The organism is Emticicia sp. BO119, from assembly GCF_013912375.1.
Taxonomy (GTDB): domain Bacteria; phylum Bacteroidota; class Bacteroidia; order Cytophagales; family Spirosomataceae; genus Emticicia.
In genome coordinates, this window is the sequence record NZ_JACETV010000012.1 from 62,403 (window position 1) to 84,351 (window position 21,949).

Sequence of the window (21,949 nt, forward strand, 5' to 3'; positions counted from 1 at the left end):
GGTAGAGTTGCATGGTGGTGTGGCTTAAACTGAAGGGTACTTCAAAACTGATTAGTATCTGAATATTTGAGCATTCAGTACTGCCTGTGGTAATGCGTTTAAGGTTAAGTATTTTCGTCCTGGTGATTACAAATATAGCAGGATTATCTGTTGTTTATGATTTGCGCCTACACAACAGGCAAGAAAATAGACTATGTTAAGATAAGCATAGACCAAACTGGTATGTGCCTATGCTTATCCTGAACTGGTTTAAATATTTTTATGTGAAATCTAATGCTATTGCTGAAGCAGATAATTAAGATTTAGTCAGTTCAGTTTATCTTAATTTCCACACCCTTTAATTTCTGCCTTAAAAACTGCTCCTGTCTTTACCTCAAAGCCTGAATTAAGTACAATTGCTCTGCCTGCCTGATAGTTCACAGATGATGACTCAAGTTTGTTTGCTGCAATAATAGTACTACTTACTTTCTGAGTGCTGCTGCCCGAAATTATATCATCCGTCGGGCTCATCAGATATTTAGTGACAGGGCTTACATCTACCATAGAAAGTGCAGGGTTACCGGCATAAACCTGATTGGAAGATACTACTCTGATAAGGTATTTGTCACTCTCGGGTGTATTAGCAGGAATAGTACAGGTGATGGTTCCGGCGGCGGCACTACTGCCAATAATAGCCGGGAACTCAAAACTGCCATTTGGCTCTGATAATTGTACAAAAAACTGATTGCCAGGGCCGTTGAAGATACCAGTTGTTGAAAAACTGACGTCAACCGTACTTCCGGCACATAAACTGGCACTTGAAAGTGTTGGCATTGAAATGGTTGCCAGATTGCCAACAACCGTAAAAGTAGTAATTACAGGACCGTAGGTCAGCCCACCCCCTTTGTTGTCTTCGGCATAACCTGTAACGGTCAGAGTATATTGACCCGGAATGAAATTACGCCCATTAACATTATCGCCGAGATTATCGAACAAGGCATTCGGGGCAACATTCTGTACGATATTCCAGTTGAGTTCGGGACCCTGAATATTCATTTCAAAACTCCCGATATCTACATTATCGCACACATCTGTTACCAGAATACTTACCTGTTCGGGTATCTGGTCGATTACCATATTGTTGACCAACGGAAACAAACTCTGGTAGGGGTTTCCGGCCTTTACATAGCGATAGTCAACAAGACTGAGGCAGATATTCAGATTCTGTTGAAACCCTTGCGAAACTGACAATGCAGGTGTAGTAAGTTGGGTGATAAAAGTTTCTCCCATTGTCCATGAGAGTTGCACATTTCCGGTGGCTGCATAGCCGCCCGCAGAGGCAATTACCTGCGGGCTGACACTTTGCGCACAAACATTGTAACCTAATAATACATTATATATGATAAACAGGAATGTTGTTTTCATCACAATCATTAATTAAGTGGTGTTGCTACCAGCATTGACCCTGCTGCTACTACAGTTGGATTATTATTTGTTGTCTGATACTGTGCCCATCTTATTTTGAACGTACCTGAAGTGCCGGTTGTAATATATAGTTCAAATGGGGTTGGGGTTATTAAACTTGTATCTACATTATTGCCAACCAACTGGTTATTCAGGATTGAAGAAAAAGTAACATCAGTAGCTTTAATGGTAGATGAGTGTACTATACTGACATTGGTTGTTGTACCAGAATAAGCAAAGTTATAGTTGAGGCCATCACCCGATCCTGTATTGGTTCTTCTTGCCTGAAGCACTCCCTTGATATGATAGGTCTTATTGGCTGCCAATGTTACAAACAGTTGGTCATCGTCCTGTAATGTGGTAGATGAGCTAACCGTTTCATCTGTTGTTTTACGGACAAATACAGGCGATGAGCTACTTCCGCCGGATGGTGCAGCCCATTGTAGCGTTACATTATGGTTACTTGGTGTAGTGGTACTCGATACTGTCAGCACATCTCCGGTTTGAGCCAGATTAGTCGGAAGCGTGTAAATCATATTGGTACTGATGGAGGCTGGTGCCTTGAAAGCAGTATAATTTGAGCCATTACCTGAATTCTCCTGCATACGTATCTCGTTAGCTGAATCATCAGTATTCGTGATAACAAATGGTTCATTTCTTGCTTCCAGAAAACCCGTGAAAGAATTTGTTGCCCCTGTCCAAACATTGCTATTACCAAGATTAATCCCCAGAGGACTGCCTGAACTCCCATTGCCTGTTAGGGTACTGTTAGTTGTAACAGCGCTACTGCTGCCCGGAGTGTTCCAAATTAATTGAGTCTGAGCATTGCCTTCACCCATATCGGTTTCTTGTATCGCTAAAACCTGTCCGACTGTTCCTACTGCTGCAGGCAAGATATACCTGCCATTAAAAGAAACAGGGGGGGCACTGAATCCAATGTATTGTGTGCCGGATCCTGAAGGTTCCTGAATCCGAAGCTCATAAGACTTGTTATTATTATTTGTCATGGCTATATTCCCATTTTGTGTTATCAGGAAACTACTGGAAAATGTTTGATTAGCAGTCCATGTGTTTGAATTACTCAGATTAATTCCAAGAGGGCTACCAGAAGTACCGTCTCCTGTTAAAGTGGCATTTTTGCTAATAGTTGCAAGCCCGTCTGCGCCAGTTGCTCCTGTCGGGCCTTGCGGTCCTTCCGGGCCAGTGGCTCCAGTAGCTCCGGTAGCCCCTGCGATTCCAGTACCTGTTGCCCCTGTAGGTCCAGTTGGTCCTTGTGGGCCAGTTGCTCCGGTAGCCCCTGCAATTCCAGTACCTGTTGCCCCTGTAGGTCCAGTTGGTCCTTGTGGGCCAGTAGCTCCGGTAGCCCCTGCAATTCCGGCACCTGTTGCTCCTGTAGATCCCGTTGGTCCTTGTGGTCCAGTTGCTCCGGTAGCCCCTGTGATTCCAGTACCTGTTGCCCCTGTAGGTCCAGTTGGTCCTTGTGGGCCAGTTGCTCCGGTAGCCCCTGTGATTCCAGTACCTGTTGCCCCTGTAGGTCCAGTTGGTCCTTGTGGGCCAGTAGCTCCGGTAGCCCCTGCAATTCCAGTACCTGTTGCCCCTGTAGGTCCAGTTGGTCCTTGTGGGCCAGTAGCTCCGGTAGCCCCTGCGATTCCAGTACCTGTTGCCCCTGTTGGTCCTTGTGGGCCAGTAGCTCCTGTAGCCCCTGCAATTCCAGTACCTGTTGCCCCTGTTGGTCCTTGTGGGCCAGTAGCTCCCGTAGCCCCTGCAATTCCGGTACCTGTTGGTCCAGTTGGTCCTTGTGGGCCAGTGGCTCCCGTAGCTCCTGCGATTCCAGTACCTGTTGCCCCCGTTGCCCCTGTTGGTCCTTGTGGCCCAGTGGCTCCCGTAGCACCTGCGATTCCGGTACCTGTTGCTCCTGTAGGTCCAGTTGGTCCTTGTGACCCAGTAGCTCCCGTAGCCCCTGTGATTCCAGTACCTGTTGCTCCGGTAGGTCCCGTTGGTCCTTGTGGGCCAGTTGCTCCGGTAGCTCCTGCAATTCCGGTACCCGTTGCCCCTGTTGGTCCTTGTGGCCCAGTGGCTCCCGTAGCTCCTGCGATTCCAGTACCAGTTGCCCCCGTTGCCCCTGTTGGGCCTTGTGGTCCAGTGGCTCCGGTAGCACCTGCGATTCCAGTACCTGTTGCTCCGGTAGATCCAGTTGGTCCTTGTGGACCCGTAGCTCCCGTAGCCCCTGTAGCTCCTGTACTACCCTGAATCCCCTGCGAACCCGTAGCCCCTGTAGCTCCTGTACTACCCTGAATCCCCTGCGAACCCGTAGCCCCTGTAGCTCCTGAACTACCCTGAATCCCCTGCGAGCCCGTAGCCCCTGTAGCTCCTGTAGCTCCTGTACTGCCCTGAATCCCCTGCAGACCCGTAGCCCCTGTTGCTCCTGTACTGCCCTGAGTCCCCTGCGGACCCGTAGCCCCTGTTGCTCCTGTACTACCCTGAATCCCCTGCGGACCTGTAGCCCCTGTTGCTCCTGTACTACCCTGAATCCCCTGCGGACCTGTAGCTCCTGTACTGCCCTGAGTCCCCTGCGGACCTGTAGCCCCTGTACTACCCTGAATACCCTGAGGTCCGGTAGCACCAGTTGCTCCTGTCGGGCCGGGAGTTCCAGGTGTGCCGCTGGTTTCTGCATATAAGGCATAAGGCACGCTCATCATCTGGGTTGTACCGAGATTTGTATAATTTGTACCTCCAGCCGGGTCTAATTCAATCTGTAGAAATTTAGCTCCGGTACCCCAGCTGATTCCAGAAAAAGTATTGGTCTGTGGTGTACCTGCACCTATGGTAAGCGTAAACAAGCCAAGTGCATTTGTAGTTGTGGAATGCCTTTCAGCATAAGCAATAGTACCATTGGCACTACCTGTGAAGATAGTGAATCTTACTCCAATAGTCTGGCTTGCCAGTACATTGCCATTGGCATTGCGGGCTATTGCCTGATAAGGAATCCCCTGTGGTGCCTGGGCAAAAACACCAAAGCTGATGAGCCATAAGGTAAAGATTTGGTAAAGTTTCTTCATGGTAAAATGAATTGTTGAGTTTTTGGGTCAAATGATAACTACAGTCTATTGGAAATGCTAAAGGTCTGAATAAACCAGAGAGTAGCTATTATAATAAACTCAAATTTATCATTTTTAATAAAGAGTATGTTAACTCAAAATGAACATTCTTTTCCTCAAAATTGACATTGAGTACTTTTTTTACTGGAAAGAGGCTGATTGAGTGAGTGTTAAACAGCAATTAAGTGTTAAGTGCTTTTCAATGTACTTTGACGGAGAAATGTGTAGTGACCAGCAAAAAAGATTATTGAAAGAAGCCTATCGGGTAGATAAAAGAAGGTCTCCTGAATTTATGAAAATAAGTACAGAAGACTCACTCGATGATTTTTTATTTGAAATCAAATGCTTTCAGCATTTTATGGAAAATATCGTTGTTGTAATAGATACCTGAGAATAATTCAGCACCCTTGCCATAAGCAAAAACCGGAATCATTACCCCTGTATGACTTTTGGTAGTAAACTTTCCGTCTATCACACCATCTTTTATCCCGTTGATAGAAAACCCTCCTGTCTCGTGGTCGGCTGTAATTATCACCAACGTATTGCCATCTTTATCAGCGAAGTCGAAGGCTGCGCCAATGGCTTTATCAAAATCGAGCATTTCGTTTACAATGTATTGTGCATCATTGGCATGGCCACCCCAATCAATCTGTGAGCCTTCTGCCATCATAAAGAAGCCTTTTTTATTTTGTTTCAGAATACTCAAAGCTGTATTGACTGAAACTAATAGCTGTTCACCCCTGCCTTCCGATATTTTTACCGGATTCTCATCGGCAAGAAACCCCGCCAGTTTACCCGATTTAACCTGTTGCACTTCTTCAATTGAGTTGGCTATCTGATAATTCCTGGTTTTCAGGTCTTCAATCAGATTCTTACCATCTTTGCGTTGGGCAAAGTGTTTGCGACCACCACCAATAAAAACATCTATATCTGTTTTAAGAAAATCGGCGGCAATTTCATCCATCATGGCTCGTGCAGGCTGATGCGCAATAAATGATGAGGGGGTTGCATCAGTAATATTGCAGGTGGCAACCAATCCGGTAGCCAGGCCTTTTTGCTCGGCAATTTCCAGAATCGTAGTCAGGCTTTTTTTGTCTTTGTCTACACCTATAGCACCATTATAGGTTTTTTCTCCAGTGGCAAAAGCAGTGGCACCTGCCGCTGAGTCTGTAATGAAGCCACTGGTAGGCTGATTTTTATGAAAGCCAATAACCCGACTTCTTTCAATATTGAGTGGAGTATTACTGGTGGCAATTCCTGCAAAGATCTGGGCTGTACCCATGCCGTCGCCTATTAATAAAATAATATTTTTTGGGTGCTGAATTTTTTTTTCTTTTTGTGCAAAACAAACGAGTGGAGTGAGGAATAGCAAACAAATAAACTGTACTGATTTTTTCATTGATAAGCATTTTAAGTAATGGATCAGAGATGGGAGATCAGATGATTTCAATTGAAACAATTAGAAAGCTCTTTTGCACAATACCTCTCACAAGAAGCTCTCCTTTGAAAACTTCATGTAGTAAAAGAAGTAAACTAAAGCCTGAAATATGGAAAAACGCTGTTATTTTTTTATTAAGAAATGAATTTCTGAATGGCAGAACGATAAATGAATGGAATGGGAAGAAGGAATGAAAAGCCATCAATAGGATTTAATGGCTTTTAGAAATGTAAAATCAGGCGGTGACGAATTTATGCTTTTTCAAGTGTTTAATGAGTGGCTTTTTTCGCCTGGAGACGGATAGTTTCTTTCCGTTTATCACCTGAATACTTACTTTTTTACCTTCTTTGTGGAAGCCGACAATATACTGTGGATTCAATAAAAACGACCGGTGCACACGCAGAAAATGCCTTAGATTTTCTTTGTTAGCATGGTGTTTCAGGGTAGTAGTAAAAATTGTTTTTTTATTTACTGTTGTTGTGTATGGTGATTGAGTAAATTTTAATGAATTTTGGGTCGGGTGACTGTATTTATGGTTTTTGTTTTTGCTGTCTTAAATACAGGAATAAACCGCCACCTGAAAGAATGATAATTAATAATCCTATAAACCACCAATCTGACTGCTCAACAGGAGATGTATCACCAATCAGGATAGAGGATGCCCAAAGCACAGGAAGTATATTCCGATTATCAGCTTGTATAAAGGTTTGTTTTGCCTTTTGCAGGGCTATGTCTTTAGGCATTCCTGCTTTCAGATTCTTATAGAATAGCTCGGTTATGGTATAGGTCGATTTCTCATCAACGCTCCAAAGGGTGGTAATCAATGAGGGGATACCTATAGCAGAGAATCCTCTTGACAAGCTAAAAATTCCTTCGCCTTTGATATTTTTCCCTAAGCCTGTTTTGCAGGCTGATAAAACAATCATTTCGGTTTTGACAGCCTGAACAGGATTAATTTCTGACAGAAACACAGGCGCATCCTGCAAGTAGAAAACGGGTCCTTTCTGAGTGGTATCGGCGTGTGTGTATAGCTGTACTAACTGGTAGTCGGGGAACTGTTGCATGAATAACTGTTTGTTGGCTTCGTTTTTCATGAGCAGGCTCCCATTAAATGTTTTTTCAATAGCAAGGATAGAACCGGCTGATAAGGGTAGGTCATCAACCGAAAGGGATTTTGCAAAATGAACAGGTGCTACTCCTAAAAAAGAGATATTATTGAACCAGGCTGCCGGTTGGTTTTTCTTTTCGATGCTTTTCAGAAGAAAGTTGGCTGAATAAGCATAGCTGATAGCGTAGTGTTCTACCAAAAAATTATTTTTTTGAGCTGAAAGACTGAGTGCCTCAAACGGCAAAAAATGGTCGTCGTAAGAAATACTAATTCTGCCTTCCGGTACTTCAAGGGGTTTTATAAGGTTATTATAGAGTTGGTTTGAAAGACTCAGAAAAGCCGTAAAATTTTTATTAAGAGAATCGATATTGCTGCAAAAGTTCAGAAATTGTGTGGTAAGGTTTTGCTGGTTTCCGGCAATTTTTATGAACCTGGTTATTTCGGGGCTTACTTTCAGGGCATAAGTGGCACTATCGCCGACAAAGTAAGTAATAAACGCCTGGTGCTGGTTGGTCCTGAGCCATTGCTGAAAAGTAGCTAAATCTTTGAAGTCTTCATTGTATTTAGCAGCGTAATAGGCCGGAAAACGTTTTTCCAGATCTTTTTTAAAGTCGTTAAACGCTTCATTAACAGCTGACAGATTTCTGACAATTTCTTTATACTCTGCCGAATTCTCAGGTTTTTTTTCGAGCTGGGTTTGTAGTTCAAAAATCTGTTCCTGATATTTTTTTTCTTTTTGTTGTTCAGAGGCTGATAGTAGTTGTCGTGCGTTGTGTTCTTTTAAATTATCTAATAGCAATATCGCTCTTGATTTCTCAAAAAAATAAAAGCCTTTCTGCGTGTTTTCAGCCAGTAGGCAGGCCTCAATGGCCGATTCGTAAAGGCTACGGGAGTGTTCGCGCCAGAAACTCCTGGATTGCCCCCCCTGATGTTCTTGCCGCATCAGATTAAGCAGAAGGTCGGCGTAGGAGAAGTATTGAACGGAGCGACTCAGAAGCTCGGGCTTGTTGGTTTTTTGGTAGGCTATTAAAAGGCTTTTTCCGTAGTCTCTCAAGATGTAAAAAAGTGTTCTTTTACTTCTGATTATGCTGAAATTCTGTTTTTTTATATCTAATAAGGGAAAGGCCTCAATGGCTTTTTCTAAATTGCTGATAGCCGAATCTATTTTGTTTTCTTCTCTTAGATTGGTGGCATAATTGAGATATACTCTGCTTAATTCTACACTTTTTTTATTTTTCAAGGCATTAATGGCCTTATCGAAAATCAAATCTGCTTCTTTATAATGATGGAAGGCTGTATATAAAAGCCCCATATTATTATGAATCCGCATGGGTATTAAATGATTGAACTTATACTGAATGAAGATTTGTTCAGCTTTTTTGAAATTCTTCTCTGATTTCTGGAAGTCTTTCAGGTTATAATAACTAATACCCATGTTGGCATGTATATTACCTTTTAGTTCGCCCTCATCGGTTTTTGAAATCTGAAAGGATTTCTGGTAAAAGTTCTGGGCTATTTGCAGACTCTCAATGGCCTTTTTTTCATTTTCCAATCTGCTATAGGCAATACCTTTGCTATTATAAATCTGGCTCATGAGCTGTAATAAATGGCTTTGGCTGTTGTTTTCGGCAAAGCTTTCGGCTTTGTTTAAGGTATTGAGCATGCCTTCGTAATCGCCTAATTCTAATTCCAGATCGGAAATTAATTTCAGCGAGTAGCCTTTCCAGTAGGGATCGTTGGTGTATTGAATGGTTAATCTATAATATCTGATGGCTTCTGAATAACTAAGAAGCAAATGATGATATGCTGCTGCCCCGTAGGCAGCGTAGGTAAGACCAAGGGGTTTTTGTTTTACGTAGGTTTCCCAGTATTTAAGGCTTAGCTTACTATATAATAGGGCTTTGTCGGCCTTATTTTTTATGTAAGAATAGTAAGTCAGGTTATTGCAAAGGTTGCCTCTCGTAGAATCCTGAATATTTTTACAGGTCAATGTAGTTTTGTATAGCTTTTCTAATTGAGTGATAGTCTGGTCGGGTGGAAGTATGGCAAATTTCTTTATTGATTCGGCAACGCTGAGGTCTGTAGGGCATTGAGCAAATAACTGACCTGATATAATGAAACCAATAAAAGTAAGTAATCTTTTATTCATATAAGAAAAGGGTAAGTAATGGGTACTTAACAAATGTTAAGCACCCATCAATTTATTCTATTTTTTTAGAATTACCAACAAGGTATTATCTGATTGGCGGCGGTGGAATTTTTGGCCCACCTGTACCTGGATCAGGATTACCCTCCAGTGCTTCTAAAGCAGAGGCTGGTTGCCCCATGATTTTCAGACTTCTGACCTCGAAATATGATTTTTGTGGAGGAGACACAGTCTGGTCTATCACTAATCTTAATTTCAATTGTGTAGCTGCTCCCAATACGTCGTAGTCGCTATTGGCCTGCGGCTTAAGTACTACCTGAACATCTGCGGCTTCGTTGCTGTCATAAGTAAGTACAGGTACGATTATGTCGTAGAGGTTTTTGCTATTGGGTGTGCTGTTTATTTGCGCCGGGTCGCCGTAGACCTGGTAGTTCAGCCAAAAATCATTATTTGAATTATGAATACAAATAAAGGCGTTATCAGTCTGATTGATAAACAATTTTACATTGGCAACAATCACAATGTCTGTAAAATCGTCGGTATAATTCAGATTTTCCAATTCATTGATAATTGGCGAACTTAGTGTATAGCTTACCATTGGTGGTTCGGCATCAGAAATTCTGAGGGTTCCCTCTTCTAATGAGACAGCATCTTTAAAAAGCTCCTGGTTTTCAATTTTCCAGTCAGCAAAATCGGCACTCCATATTTCTTCCATTTTTGTAAAGGATTTGTTTTTTTTGATTAATAATTTTAATTTAAGTTCTCACATTTCCCTTGAGAAAGGGCAAAAGAGTAGCGTTAGCTGATATGTATCAGCTCAGGATTTCAGTCGGTGTAGTAGCTATAAGGCTATTTTAGTACACAGCTTTTGTCTGGGGTAATTATCTGATTAATTCTTCATTGGATGTGGATTTAGTTTTATAGTTAACAATTGATTTATTTGGCCAAAAAATTTAAAAAAGACCAAGGGATAGTATTATCTGATAGTGAAATAGCTGTCAGATTTGAGCTGGGTAATGGTAGCTGGAAATTCTTAGTACTCAGCGTTAAGAGATTTTATCTCAATTATACGGGTTTGGTCTAATGGTTGTGTATTTATTAGTTCTGTATATAAGGCAATGCAATGACTAATCTGTTATTTTCAGATTTCGGAGAAGGCCATTCATAAAAGCCGGTTTTTATTTTATAGTGTTTGTCTGAATTCTTTCAGATACTTTTTTTAAGGTGTTATCGGTTACGTGAAAAAAACAATAAAAGTACTGAAACCGAGATCGGTCACAAGTCATTATATTATCGATGATCCGGCCTGAAAAATCCCGGTTTGATACATTGCAATGACCATTTTTGTGCGACCACTCACCATTTGCATCACGTCTGAAGAAATGATAATCGGTTCTGGCTTTATTAGTATCGGAGAAAGGAGAGGAGGCAAATAAGGCAATTAAATGTTTATGGTTGTCTGTTACGGTTGAGACTATATGTAAGCCGTCGGACTGGCAATTTTTTATAATATTACCAAAGGCTGTCTGGTTTGGGTCTTTACCGGAAGACTGCCGGAGCCCTTTGATATTGAGGGCATATGTATAGCAATTATTATTAGCTAAGATATTTATATCATTATTCCATAGCTCAGGTTCATACGATGGGCTTGAAGGATTTTCTGTGTATGCACTATTGGCTGGGTAATGTGTAAATAAGCATGGTTGCGTAATTGATGGAGCCTGATAAAAAAGTTTAAAAGCAGGCAACTGAGCGGTATCATTCAATAATTGCTTTGAAAAAACAGCTATCTGATCGGTTTCAAAGTTTTTATTAGCAATAGGCCAACGGATATTCTTGTTGTAACCGTTATAGGCTATGCCTTGTTTGAGTAACATATAGGGAGGGAAATCTTCAAAGTTTCCCTCCAGAATATGTAAAGCCATACCATGATACCCTGTTATACATACGAAAGGTCTTTGGTTGCCCTTATTACAAGGCACTTTTCTAAGCGATTCTAACATGTAAACAGCCTCTTTTTCAGTCAACTCGCAAGTTTGATACTTATTAAAGAGCGTTATAGATAGTCTTATCTTTAACATTCCTTTAATGGTTTAATCACAGATTTATATAGTTGTTTTGTTGTGGTAAGGCAATAATCTTTCAAACGCCTTTTGTTAAAAGAGTGTCATTCAGATTATTACATTACCATGTGGTATGGCTTTAAATTTGGTGCAAAAGCTGTAAGAAGGTTGTTTTACAACCCGGAAAATTAATTTTAATAGTTCAGCAATTTGTGTAAGGCTTTTATGCCTTTTTGGTTAATTTTTAGTCAATTGGCAAATAGTCATTTAAGGCTTCATCAGAACTTATTTTCCTATTTTAATGCTTAGTCGCAGTTTAATTAAACTGGTAAACAGTTTAACTGATTTTTTTTATAAGCCCCATTTTTCTATTTCCTGCCAGCCTTCTGACTTTTCTTTTTTTACTTTTTCGAGGAGTTTTTTTGCTTCTGTGAGGTCGTTATGCTGTTTACGTTTCAGCAATGTAAGGGCTTTGTAGAAAGTGCCCGGATTTGATTGTAGATTTTGTTGTTGTAATGTTTCAAAATGTTCGAGAGCTAATGTATAATTGGTTAATCGCAGGTAAGCAATACCTGCATATTTCAGGGCTTCGGGGTTATTATATTCAGACAAGCTATCAAAAATTGCACCTGCTTTGGCTAATTCACCTTTATTGAAAAGGTTAATTGCCTGTTTAAATGTTGCTTTATCAGCCGACATGGTTGTACTCAAAGTCATGAAATTGTTGTCTACGTAGGTATCAGCCAGTTTACTCAGGTCTGGGTCTTTGAGATAAAGCCAGCTTAATATGGCGATACAAATGACGGTTACAGCGGCAATCCAGTATCTTACGGTTGGATGAGGAACCAAAGCGGGTTTGTGTTTCTGAAGTAGTTGCTCAAACTCTGCTTTACGTTGGTTGCGGTGCAGTTTTTTAAAACCATATTTGGTTTTAACATATAAAGCAACGGTTTCTGCAAAAGCAGGGTCGGTTGAGCATTTCAATTCAAACTCCTGACGTTGCTGTTCAGGCAGTTCATTATTAAAAAAGCTTTCTATTAAAGCTAATTCCTTTTCCATGACTAATAAATTTTTCTAAGTTTATCGATGCATCTCATTCGGGTTACTTTTACTACATCAACCGAACTGTAAGTTAACAGGCTCAGAATTTCTTTATCAGAGTACCCATTGGCCCATAATAAGAGTAATTCTTTACATTTTTTGCCTATTGTAGTAAGCCTTTGCAAGAGCGTTGTTTCTTCTTCCTTTTCAATGATATGCTGGATAATACTTTGAGTATTATCACTCATGACGTGCATGATTTCGGAGAGTAGAACCGTATCATAAGCCGGGGCTGCTTTATTAGTCGTCTTTTTCCTGATAAGGGAAACACATTGATTAGAAAAAATTTGAAAAATGTAAGTTTTCAGTGAGGCACGGCCTTCAAAACGATGATGTGCAATGTGGTCAATGACATTTAAGATGGTGTCTGAATAAACCGAAGCAGCTTCATCATCTTCAATCTGATGTTTTCTTGCACCCTCTTTTATGAAATACAGATACTTTTCGAAGAGTGCGTTTTCACACTTTTTTCTCTCTCTTCCTCCTTTTAAAATCCCCTCAATTATTTCAGAGTCAGCATCATTGGGTAATAATTGAAACATAATGCAGGGTATTTAATGCTTTTTAAAATGGCCAGATATAATTTTTTTGTTTTAAACTAAACGATAATTGCCGATAAATCCAATCAGTTTTAAATATTATTAGGCTTCGGTACCTTTGAAGTATAGGTTTAATACTGATACTTTTAAACTAACTATCTATAAGCAGAATAGTTTTTTGTAGTAAAAATTAAAGCCTCGGAAAGGAGAATAATTGGGGCATAGTTTCCATTTTCAAATTAAAACAGAGGAAGGTAACCCAGTTTTAATAAAAAATGTGATGAAATGCACAATTACCAAAGAGAGTATAATAGGTTACTCAATTGTTGTAAGAACTGCGATTCATCACATTTATGTTTCATTCCGGATGCTTACTGTTTGAATTTGAACCATTACTGGTTTTTCTGTTTGGCATTGTCGGAATGTGTATTCTACAAAGCAATAGCAAAAATGCTGTGCCAATTTAAATCCTTAAAAAGTGGATACAGTTTTTTGAGGGGGTTTTTCCTCAAAGTGGTGAAAATTTTACATTTTGATAGTCAATAACGTTTTTTCTGGAAGAAAATGATAACACTTATGCACAAAACGTTTATTATAAGTATTTTGGGCTGAAGAGTAAATTTTTTGACTTATTGAGAAGAATTGCGCTTATTTTTTATGGGTAGTCACTTATAAACCAATTGTTTTTATTTATTCTCTACACATAATGCCGTTTTGCACATATTTTTGGATAAAAGGGCTCTATTTTCAATAAAATGAGCTGAGAAATTATGTTTTTTAGCTCATTTTATTGAAATTTGGTTCTTACAATTCAATCAACTGGCAGGTTATACCAGTTAATTATTACAATATATTTTATTCACACAAGTTATAAATAGATAGCCCTCACTTAGAAGGACAAATGAAAATTAAAAACTACAATATTTTCTATACAGACGATGATTCGGATGACAAGGAAATCTTTAAAGAAATCATCAACGAACTTCACCCCGATTTTTCTATTGAGTTTCAAAGCGACGGCTCAGAGTTATTGGATCGCTTGAAAGAAATTGACTACAAACCGGATATTGTGTTTCTTGATATTAACATGCCGTTTGTTGATGGCTTTCAGGTTTTATCAGAACTCAGACAAAGTTTGGCTAATAAAGATTTTCCGGTTGTGATTCTTTCTACTTCTAATGATACTGACGCTATTGCGAAGGCAAAAAATGCAGGTGCTACCTTTTATGTTTGTAAACCAAATTCTTATACAAAATTCAAAGATATTCTTGCCGAACTATTGGGTTTCAATTGGGCAAATGATATACAATCCCAGCATTTCAAAGACTTTGTTTATGCCTGAACAAAATCTTTGAATACCAAAAGTAAAAACTCTGATATGAACCAAACAGATAATATTCTTGCTCAATTAAGAACCCACACCAGTCTACTACATTCAGCATTAGAACAAACGCCACTGTCTGCCGGGCTTTTAGATGAGGGGGTTTCGCAGAAAAATTATGTTACTTATCTGCAAAAAATGAGAGAAATAGTGGCTTTTTATGAAGCTGAAATCTTTCCGGTTTTAGATGATACTCTTCCGGATTTAACCAAACGGGAAAAGTTATCATTGATTGATAAAGACTTGCATTATCTGTCGGTTGATAGATCAGGTTTACCCGGTTTTGAAAACTCAACAGGTGGTAATTCTTCGATAGGTTATGCTATGGGGTGTATGTATGTAATGGAAGGCTCTACATTGGGGGGGAAAGTTATACTGAAACATATTTCAAAAACCTTAGGAATTGTACCTGAGCAGGGCGGTTCTTATCTTGACGGGTACGGAGATCAGACCGGGCAGTTTTGGAAAATATTTTTGAATATATTGCAGGAGTATTCGGCAAATAATGACTGCGATAATGAGATTATAGCAGGAGCAAAAGATACTTTTACCTCAATCAAACTTTATTTTGAGCAATAAATAATGAAATTGAAAGATATAGTAAACAGAGAAATTGTTAATCTTACCAATTGCGAGCAAGAGCCAATTCATGTGCCGGGGAGTATTCAGCCACATGGTTTTTTAATTGCTATAGATACAGATTTTGTAATCAGATATACCAGTGCAAATATCAGCGATTTTTCGGTGCTATCGGTAGAGGAGATCTTACAAAAACCAATTGAAACCCTGATAGGAGCAGATCAACTGGCTGAATTTCAATACTATATCAACCATCTTCAGGACAGGCTTACAACACCTCATATTGTTAATATAGAAAATGCCCAGTTTCAGTGTATTATTCATAAAAGTAATGGCCTGCTGATTTGTGAATTTGAGCCTGTTTCTGAAAATATTCCGAGGGTATCAACTGTCTATGACCAGGCAATTAATTTTGCCAGATATATGGGCCAGGCCATGACTTTGCAGCAATTATGCCATAGTGTGGCTACAGAAATAAGGTCATTGACAGGGTATGACCGTGTAATGGTGTACAGGTTTGATAAAGATTATAACGGAGAGATATTTGCCGAGAGTAAAGTTGATGAACACGAGCCATTTCTTGGGCTACATTATCCACATACCGATATTCCGGTGCAGGCAAGGCAATTGTATATCAAGAACCTGATAAGGCTGATTGTTGACGTTAATTATGCACCTGTCCCGATTTTTACTAAGGAGAATGCTACAAACGAAAGTCTGGACTTAAGTTATTCGACCTTAAGAAGTGTTTCACCGATTCATGTTGAGTATCTGAAAAATATGGGAGTGGGAGCTACACTTACTATATCGTTGATACATGAGGGTAAACTATGGGGGCTGATAGCCTGTCATCATTATTCGTATAAATACATTGACCATTATACGCGTATTGCTGCCCAGTTACAGGGACATTTCCTTACTTCACAGATTCAGGTAAGAGAAATGGCCGAAGAATATACGGTTGCGGCTAATATTAATAAATCGCTTGAAACTTTGCTTAATCTGACTTTTTTGCCAGAAAGAGCCTCGTTACAAGAACTGGTACAACAACCGCAAATACTTGAAATTGCCCATGCTGGTGGGGTGGCCATTATTCTGAATGATATAGTATATAAAGCCGGGAAAACACCTGACGATTACAGTATATTAAAGATAACAGATTGGGCCAGGCAAAACGCTTCTAAAGGGTTTTATAGTACTTCCGGTTTACCGGAACAACTGCCCGAAGCAGAAGAATGGTGTGGAACGGCCTCGGGGATATTGTATTATCAGTTAGGGGTAGTGCATGACGAGACCATCATCTGGTTCAGACCTGAAAGTCTGGAAGAAATCAACTGGAGTGGAGACCCTGAAAAGGCTATTGTGAAAGATGCCAATGGACTATCGCCCAGAAAGTCTTTTGAGAAATACCAACAGATTGTCAAGTGCCGCTCGCACGAGTGGACAAAGACCGAGCAGACGGCGGCTTCTACTTTCTCTTATTCGTTGCAGAAATTTATTACGCTAATATTGCTAACCGAAGAAGAAGCCAGACAGAGGGAACTGACCAAGCAGTTGAAAGAGTCGAATCTTGAACTGGAAAACATCAGCTGGATAAGCACACATGATTTAAAAGAGCCACTAAGAAAAATTCAATTATTCTCGTCAAGGTTATTGGATTTAGAGAAGGATATATCGCCTGATGTGAGTAATACTTTGAAGAAAATGAATGCCTCGGCTAATAAAATGCAACGGCTGATTTCGGATATTACTAATTATTCAAAAATCAGACATTCGGATAAATCATTTGAAAGTATTGATTTATCTGAGCTGATTGAAAAAGTAAAACAGGGGCTGCATGAAGAAATAGAAGAGAGAAATACCGCCATCAAAACTGAAGGATTATCTTTTGTGAAAGGTATTCCGGTAATTGTGCATCAACTGTTCAGTAATCTGATTGGTAATGCTTTGAAGTTTAGCAGAGAAGGTATTCCGGCTGTTATAAGCATTGCACAGGCAGAAAATCCCGTTCTATCGCCGGAACCTCATGATACCAGACTTTATAGCAAAATTACGATTGCAGATAATGGAATCGGTTTTGAGAATGAGTTCAGCGATAGAATATTCAAGATATTTACCCGGCTGCATACGTCAACCAAGTATGAAGGAACAGGAATCGGACTTGCCTTATGCAAGAAAATCATGCAGTTACATAACGGCTATATTTATGCCGAAGGGGTGAAGAACGAAGGTGCTGTATTTAGTTTGTATTTTCCAGTGTAATGGCTTTTAATCAACAGTGCCATGCCTATACTCGTCCAAATTCATAAGGGCATGGCACGATGGCTTTATCAAAAATCTCCCTCAACTGGCTCTTTGGTTTTCTTCTTAGCCTGGTGTAAGCGGTAGTTGAACGTTAAATTTACTTGTCGTAATCGACCTTGACCTCTGCCTTCGGTATAGAAATTTACACCTTCTGTAATAGAACGATAAATTCTTGAATTGAAAACGTCACTTACGTTCAATGTAAGCGTGGCATTGTTTTTCAGGATATCTTTGCTTACTGCTAAGTCCATTACGGCTATCGCTTTTCTGCGCCCTTGCGGTGTTTGTTGTGGCGCTTCGTAATTGCCTCTTATCTGGAAATCTGTGTTTTTCCAGAACGTGAACCGTGAAGTCAGACGTGTAAACCAGCTATAGGTATCGCTTTTCAGGCTGGCGTCAAAATTAGCCCCATCAATAATAGCCCGGAAGAAGTTGAAACTGCCATCTATTTTCCACCATTTATAGGGTGATAGAGAGGTAGTAAATTCATAACCGAATGAGTTTTCGGTTGCCAGGTTTTCAGGACGGGTAAATGAATTACCTGCTCCGTCTAAAGTTCTGATACGAACGATTTTTCCATCAGTAAACCGATAGTATAATGATGAACTGATAGATCCATTTTCGAAATATTTGATATGCCCTAACTCATATACATCGGTAAATTCGGGGTTCAGATCAGGGTTACCACTCCAGAAGTTACGGCTGTCGCTGAAGGTGGAGAATGGACTCAAATCATTGTAAGTCGGGCGGCGGATACGGCGGCTATAACTGATTTGCATTGAATTCTGTTTCGGAAACTCATAGGTAAGATGTACACTCGGAAACAGGTTGTTGTATTTTCGGGGATTTACCTCATTGGTTTTCTTTAAGGTAGTAGTTACGTTAGTCCACTCGGCACGTACGCCAACCTGATAAGAAAACTTATTTACTTTATTGCCTAAAATACCATAAGCAGCGTTGATGTTTTCTTCATAGAGAAAATCGTTTGTAAAGCCCGCAATCGGAAACCAGGTACCATCATTGGCTTGTTGGGTTAAAGAGAAATCGTTGGTCATGTCTCGCGAGCTACTTCTGGCTCCTAATTCAAATTTGCCATCTTTGGCAAAAGGCTGGGTATAGTCTACCTGAAACAACAATTGCTTTTCGGTTTCATAATTAAGAGATCGTTGCAGGGTAGCCGGTATGTCAGAGGCACTTCCATCAGGCTTAACGGTTTTCTGATTATAGTATTGATCGGAGTCTTCCCAATTGTCTAAATACCTTACATCAGCCGATAACTCATGTCCTTTTCTTTCAAATTTGCGTTTGTAGGAAATCGCATATTCTGAGTTAGGTTCGGTTTCGGTTTCATCTTGTGTACGATAAGTAATACCAGTAGGGTTATCAAGACTGTTCAGATAATCTCTATATCGGATGTCAGAGAAACGCTTGCCTTTACTGATACGCCAAAGATAGGAGCCTGTCAGTACATTGTTTTCGTTAAAGAAATAATCTATCCCTGCTCTTGCACTATTGTTCTGTCCTTTCAGGTTATGAGTGGAGTTTTGCTGAGTAATACGGGTAGAATCTCCTTTGTACACTTCCTGATATAAAGAGTTTCTGCCGGGGGTATTTCTATAAGAAGTTGTATAATTCACAAAGAAGTTCAGGTTCTTGCGGCGGTAGTTTACGTTGGCGGCCAAACCAAGATTAATAGGTAAGCCTGTAATTACATCAAATGAGCCGTTGAAACCCTCTTTGCGTTCCTTTTTCAGGATAATATTAATGATACCACTCATTCCCTCGGCTTCATAGCGGGCTGATGGATTGGTAATGATTTCGATTCTTTCAATGCTGCTTCCCTGTAATTGCTGCAAACCACTACCACCTTTGATACTCACGAGACCTGATGGCTTGCCATCTACTAAAATCCTGACGTTATTACTGCCTCTTAAACTTACATTACCGTCAATATCGACCGATACAGAAGGAACATTGGTAAGAATGTCTACGGCTGTTCCGCCTGCATTTGCCAGGTCTTTGCCGACATTAAACACACGTTTGTCAAGAGTCATTTCCATTGAGCTTTTCTCGGCCCTTACTTCTACTTCATCTAATGTCTGGCTTGAAGTGGCAACCTTCAGAGTGCCTAAATCGTATGGGGAGTTATCGGGTGTCAAAGAAAATACAGGGGTTTTTGTCGCTTTATAGCCGATAAATTCCAGCAAGGCATAGTAAGTTCCGGCAGGCGCATCAATCGAGAAGTCTCCGGTATCGTTGGTTATATTTCCTGTAACAAATGAGCTGTCGGGTAATTTAAACAGCCGAACACTGGCATAAGATAGCGGTGCGCCGGACTGCGCATCTATGATTTTTCCTTTGAGTTTTAATTTTCCGGAATTCTGTGCAAACGAAACTTGTGTGAATACGAGACCAAGACACAAACAAACAATGAATGATAATGTTTTTCTGATTAAAAATAATGAGGTGTTTTTTCTAAAGATGTTCATTTCGGATTGTTAAATAGAATATAAGGCTGAATAGAATTGTGTGTTAATTGACTTTATAGGCCACTACTTTGTTTTTAAGGAAAGTAGGTACAAAGAGCATTTTTTTAGTGGGTATGTATTCAAAATCGGCTGTGTTCATAGGTTTATCAATGGTATCTAACAACAAACTTGGTTTGCCATCTGGCGTTACGTGCCATATCCGGCCTCTCCACTCACTTACAAAATATCCTTTTTTACCATCAGACTCAATGCCGTCAATACCGCTTTTCTCTGTTCCCATGCCTTCGGCAAATTTAGTAAGGTCTTTGGTTTTGGTATCGTAGGAGTATAAAATACCCTCTCCATTGCCTATTAACAATTTGCTATTATCATAAAATAAACCATTAGGGTTTTTTAATAAACCACCCTCAAGAATTTTTTCTAATTTACCATCTTTTAATTTCCAGACACTATTGGCGCGCATATCGGTTACATATAGTGTTTTGTTTTTTTCATCAATCGTAATATCGTTGAGCATTTTAGCGTCAGGTACAGTATAATTATTAACTACCTTTCCGGTGGCGAGGTCGATTTCATTTACGGCAAAAAAGCTGGCTGTATATAATTTATTGCCTATTATTCCCATTCCTTTTATGGCATTCAGGCCGGGAGTCATGATTCTCTGCTGAATCTTGCCGTCTAAGCCTATTTTAGCTACAAAGCTCTCCTGGTTTTCGGGTACTGATTTGCCATTGATACACGACACATACAATACATTGTTTTTAGCATCGTATAAGACAGATTCAGGCGTAGTCAAAGTGGTATCTGTTTCCCATACCTGTGTTAAAGTAGGGGTTTGGGCTATTACTGAGAAACTCAGAAAAACACAAAGGCAGAAACAAGCGAATAAAGTTTTCATAAATAAATGGAGGTTGAATTGACGTTTAAGAATTTGAATATTACGAATTATTTCACTTTAAGGCAAATAATCTATTAATAAAGTAGACTTTCTAATCTATTAAATCGACCAATGTATGAAGCAACCCGAAAAGTCGGGTTTATCGCTTGAGCATAGATTTATAAGGATATTTTGGGTGATAATTGATGACAAATCAATTACATAAACCGGAATTTATCCTGTTTTTAATTGTATTCTGCTTTTAATGATTAGATTTTACCAGATAAGCCGACCCCTTTGGCATGGATTTGATTGACCTTATGAATACACTACCAGGCAAAGCTATATTTCGGATAATCCTCTTCTTATTTCCTTATGCTTTATGAACCCAAACAATTTATGTCTCTCCTGAAGCTCTGGCTTTGAAATCAGGTTTCCGGAATGGAGATTTGAGTCAGTAAGTTAATGGGTATAAGATCAGTAATATTCAGCATTTGAGGGAGTATATGAGAAAAAATATTGCCAGCTTATGTGATAATCCGTAATCAGGCTAAAATGAAAATTATGGTTAAACGGACTTTGCCATTGGGGTAGTTATGGAGTGAGTTTCAGGTATTTTTTATCTGTATTCGATGTATCGGCAGTGCACAGGAAGAGATTCATATCATAAGTTTCTATTCCACAAATTGAGTATCTTCTTTCACATCATTCAGCTACAATGATATGGTATAGTATTTTTGCATTGATTGCTACAAATTAAAGACACAACTATATGAAAGATCAGGATACAAGCTTTTATAGTCAGAGTGACTCGGAAGCAATTGAGCCAAATACATCACAACCGGAAAAGACCTGGGATGGGCCAGCTTTAGAACAAGAACGTACTGCTGAAAAAGAGCAGGAGGCGATTAATCAGCGTCTGGCCGATAAAGCAGATAGAAATGAGGGTTCAGATAACCCACCATTGAGAAGCGAGCTTGATCCGCCAACTGCCCCGGATATAATTCCTGACCAATCGCCGGATGAAATTAATTATCCGGGTAAACAGGGGTATCCGCGAGTAGAGCAACCTAAGTTCTACGGTTCGTCAATTAGCTCCAGTATGGATACAGGAGGTACTGACTCATCGATAGGCAATGAAGACCCAAGAGGGGAACACGGGGAAGAAGCGCAGGAGATTCAGCAAAAAGAAGAAGAAGAGAGGCAGGAGAAAATCAAAGAGAAAGAAGCCGATTTGAGAGAAGCCCGCGAAGGCCGTGAAGAGAGCATCAGGAAATCGGAAGAAGGAAATATCACTGATAACAGAGGGTATAACGAAATCCGTGAAAATTCGCCTGTGAGCGATGAAAGAGATAAAGAGTTTTTGAATTAGATAGAGTATAA

14 protein-coding genes and 1 pseudogene are annotated in these 21,949 nt (G+C 39.9%); 4 read left to right on the forward strand and 11 right to left on the reverse strand.

Annotation, left to right across the window (positions count from 1 at the left end):
• Window positions 1-321: 321 nt before the first annotated feature.
• From H1R81_RS25760 to H1R81_RS25800, 9 genes and pseudogenes are all read right to left on the reverse strand, one after another.
• Entirely contained in the window at window positions 322-1,404 is a 1,083-nt protein-coding gene (locus tag H1R81_RS25760) for a 3-coathanger stack domain-containing protein (protein WP_181843640.1), read from the reverse strand.
• Window positions 1,405-1,412: 8 nt separating this feature from the next.
• Window positions 1,413-4,502 (reverse strand): hypothetical protein, encoded by a 3,090-nt coding sequence (locus H1R81_RS27690; RefSeq protein WP_305040913.1) that lies wholly within the window; start codon window positions 4,500-4,502, stop codon window positions 1,413-1,415.
• A 367-nt stretch (window positions 4,503-4,869) separates the two neighbouring features.
• Window positions 4,870-5,940 carry an alkaline phosphatase gene (locus tag H1R81_RS25770; RefSeq protein ID WP_181843641.1) on the reverse strand — a complete coding sequence of 357 codons (1,071 nt, stop codon included), beginning with the start codon at window positions 5,938-5,940 and terminating at the stop codon, window positions 4,870-4,872.
• Window positions 5,941-6,214: 274 nt separating this feature from the next.
• Window positions 6,215-6,445, reverse strand: a pseudogene (locus tag H1R81_RS27815) (LytTR family transcriptional regulator DNA-binding domain-containing protein); the annotation flags it as partial.
• A gap of 64 nt (window positions 6,446-6,509) precedes the next feature.
• A complete protein-coding gene (locus H1R81_RS25780) occupies window positions 6,510-9,236 on the reverse strand; it encodes a CHAT domain-containing protein (RefSeq protein WP_181843642.1) in 2,727 nt (908 codons plus the stop codon).
• An 85-nt stretch (window positions 9,237-9,321) separates the two neighbouring features.
• A complete protein-coding gene (locus tag H1R81_RS25785; RefSeq protein WP_181843643.1) occupies window positions 9,322-9,948 on the reverse strand; it encodes a hypothetical protein in 627 nt (208 codons plus the stop codon).
• 463 nt (window positions 9,949-10,411) lie between these two features.
• Window positions 10,412-11,314: a hypothetical protein gene (locus H1R81_RS25790; protein ID WP_181843644.1), complete on the reverse strand. Its 903-nt coding sequence runs from the start codon at window positions 11,312-11,314 to the stop codon at window positions 10,412-10,414.
• Window positions 11,315-11,647: 333 nt separating this feature from the next.
• Window positions 11,648-12,355, reverse strand: coding sequence for a hypothetical protein (locus H1R81_RS25795; RefSeq protein WP_181843645.1), 708 nt, complete (start codon window positions 12,353-12,355; stop codon window positions 11,648-11,650).
• A 2-nt stretch (window positions 12,356-12,357) separates the two neighbouring features.
• A complete protein-coding gene (locus tag H1R81_RS25800) occupies window positions 12,358-12,939 on the reverse strand; it encodes an RNA polymerase sigma factor (protein ID WP_181843646.1) in 582 nt (193 codons plus the stop codon).
• Between the two features lie 898 nt (window positions 12,940-13,837).
• On the opposite strand from H1R81_RS25800, the gene H1R81_RS25805 reads away from it, so the two are divergent.
• The 3 genes from H1R81_RS25805 to H1R81_RS25815 are packed head-to-tail and all read left to right on the forward strand — an operon-like array spanning window position 13,838 to window position 17,158.
• Entirely contained in the window at window positions 13,838-14,278 is a 441-nt protein-coding gene (locus H1R81_RS25805) for a response regulator (protein WP_181843647.1), read from the forward strand.
• Window positions 14,279-14,314: 36 nt separating this feature from the next.
• Window positions 14,315-14,896, forward strand: a complete 582-nt coding sequence (locus tag H1R81_RS25810) for a biliverdin-producing heme oxygenase (RefSeq protein ID WP_181843648.1) — start codon at window positions 14,315-14,317, stop codon at window positions 14,894-14,896.
• 3 nt (window positions 14,897-14,899) lie between these two features.
• Window positions 14,900-17,158: an ATP-binding protein gene (locus H1R81_RS25815; protein ID WP_181843649.1), complete on the forward strand. Its 2,259-nt coding sequence runs from the start codon at window positions 14,900-14,902 to the stop codon at window positions 17,156-17,158.
• A gap of 68 nt (window positions 17,159-17,226) precedes the next feature.
• Here H1R81_RS25815 and H1R81_RS25820 read toward each other — a convergent pair whose 3' ends face one another.
• Both H1R81_RS25820 and H1R81_RS25825 read right to left on the reverse strand, forming a co-directional pair.
• The gene (locus H1R81_RS25820) at window positions 17,227-19,689 is read right to left on the reverse strand and encodes an outer membrane beta-barrel family protein (RefSeq protein ID WP_181843650.1); all 2,463 of its coding nucleotides are present in this window, start codon (window positions 19,687-19,689) and stop codon (window positions 17,227-17,229) included.
• Window positions 19,690-19,732: 43 nt separating this feature from the next.
• Window positions 19,733-20,587 (reverse strand): SMP-30/gluconolactonase/LRE family protein, encoded by an 855-nt coding sequence (locus tag H1R81_RS25825; protein ID WP_181843651.1) that lies wholly within the window; start codon window positions 20,585-20,587, stop codon window positions 19,733-19,735.
• 751 nt (window positions 20,588-21,338) lie between these two features.
• On the opposite strand from H1R81_RS25825, the gene H1R81_RS25830 reads away from it, so the two are divergent.
• On the forward strand, window positions 21,339-21,938 hold the full coding sequence (locus tag H1R81_RS25830; RefSeq protein WP_181843652.1) for a hypothetical protein: 600 nt from the start codon (window positions 21,339-21,341) through the stop codon (window positions 21,936-21,938).
• Window positions 21,939-21,949: the final 11 nt, after the last annotated feature.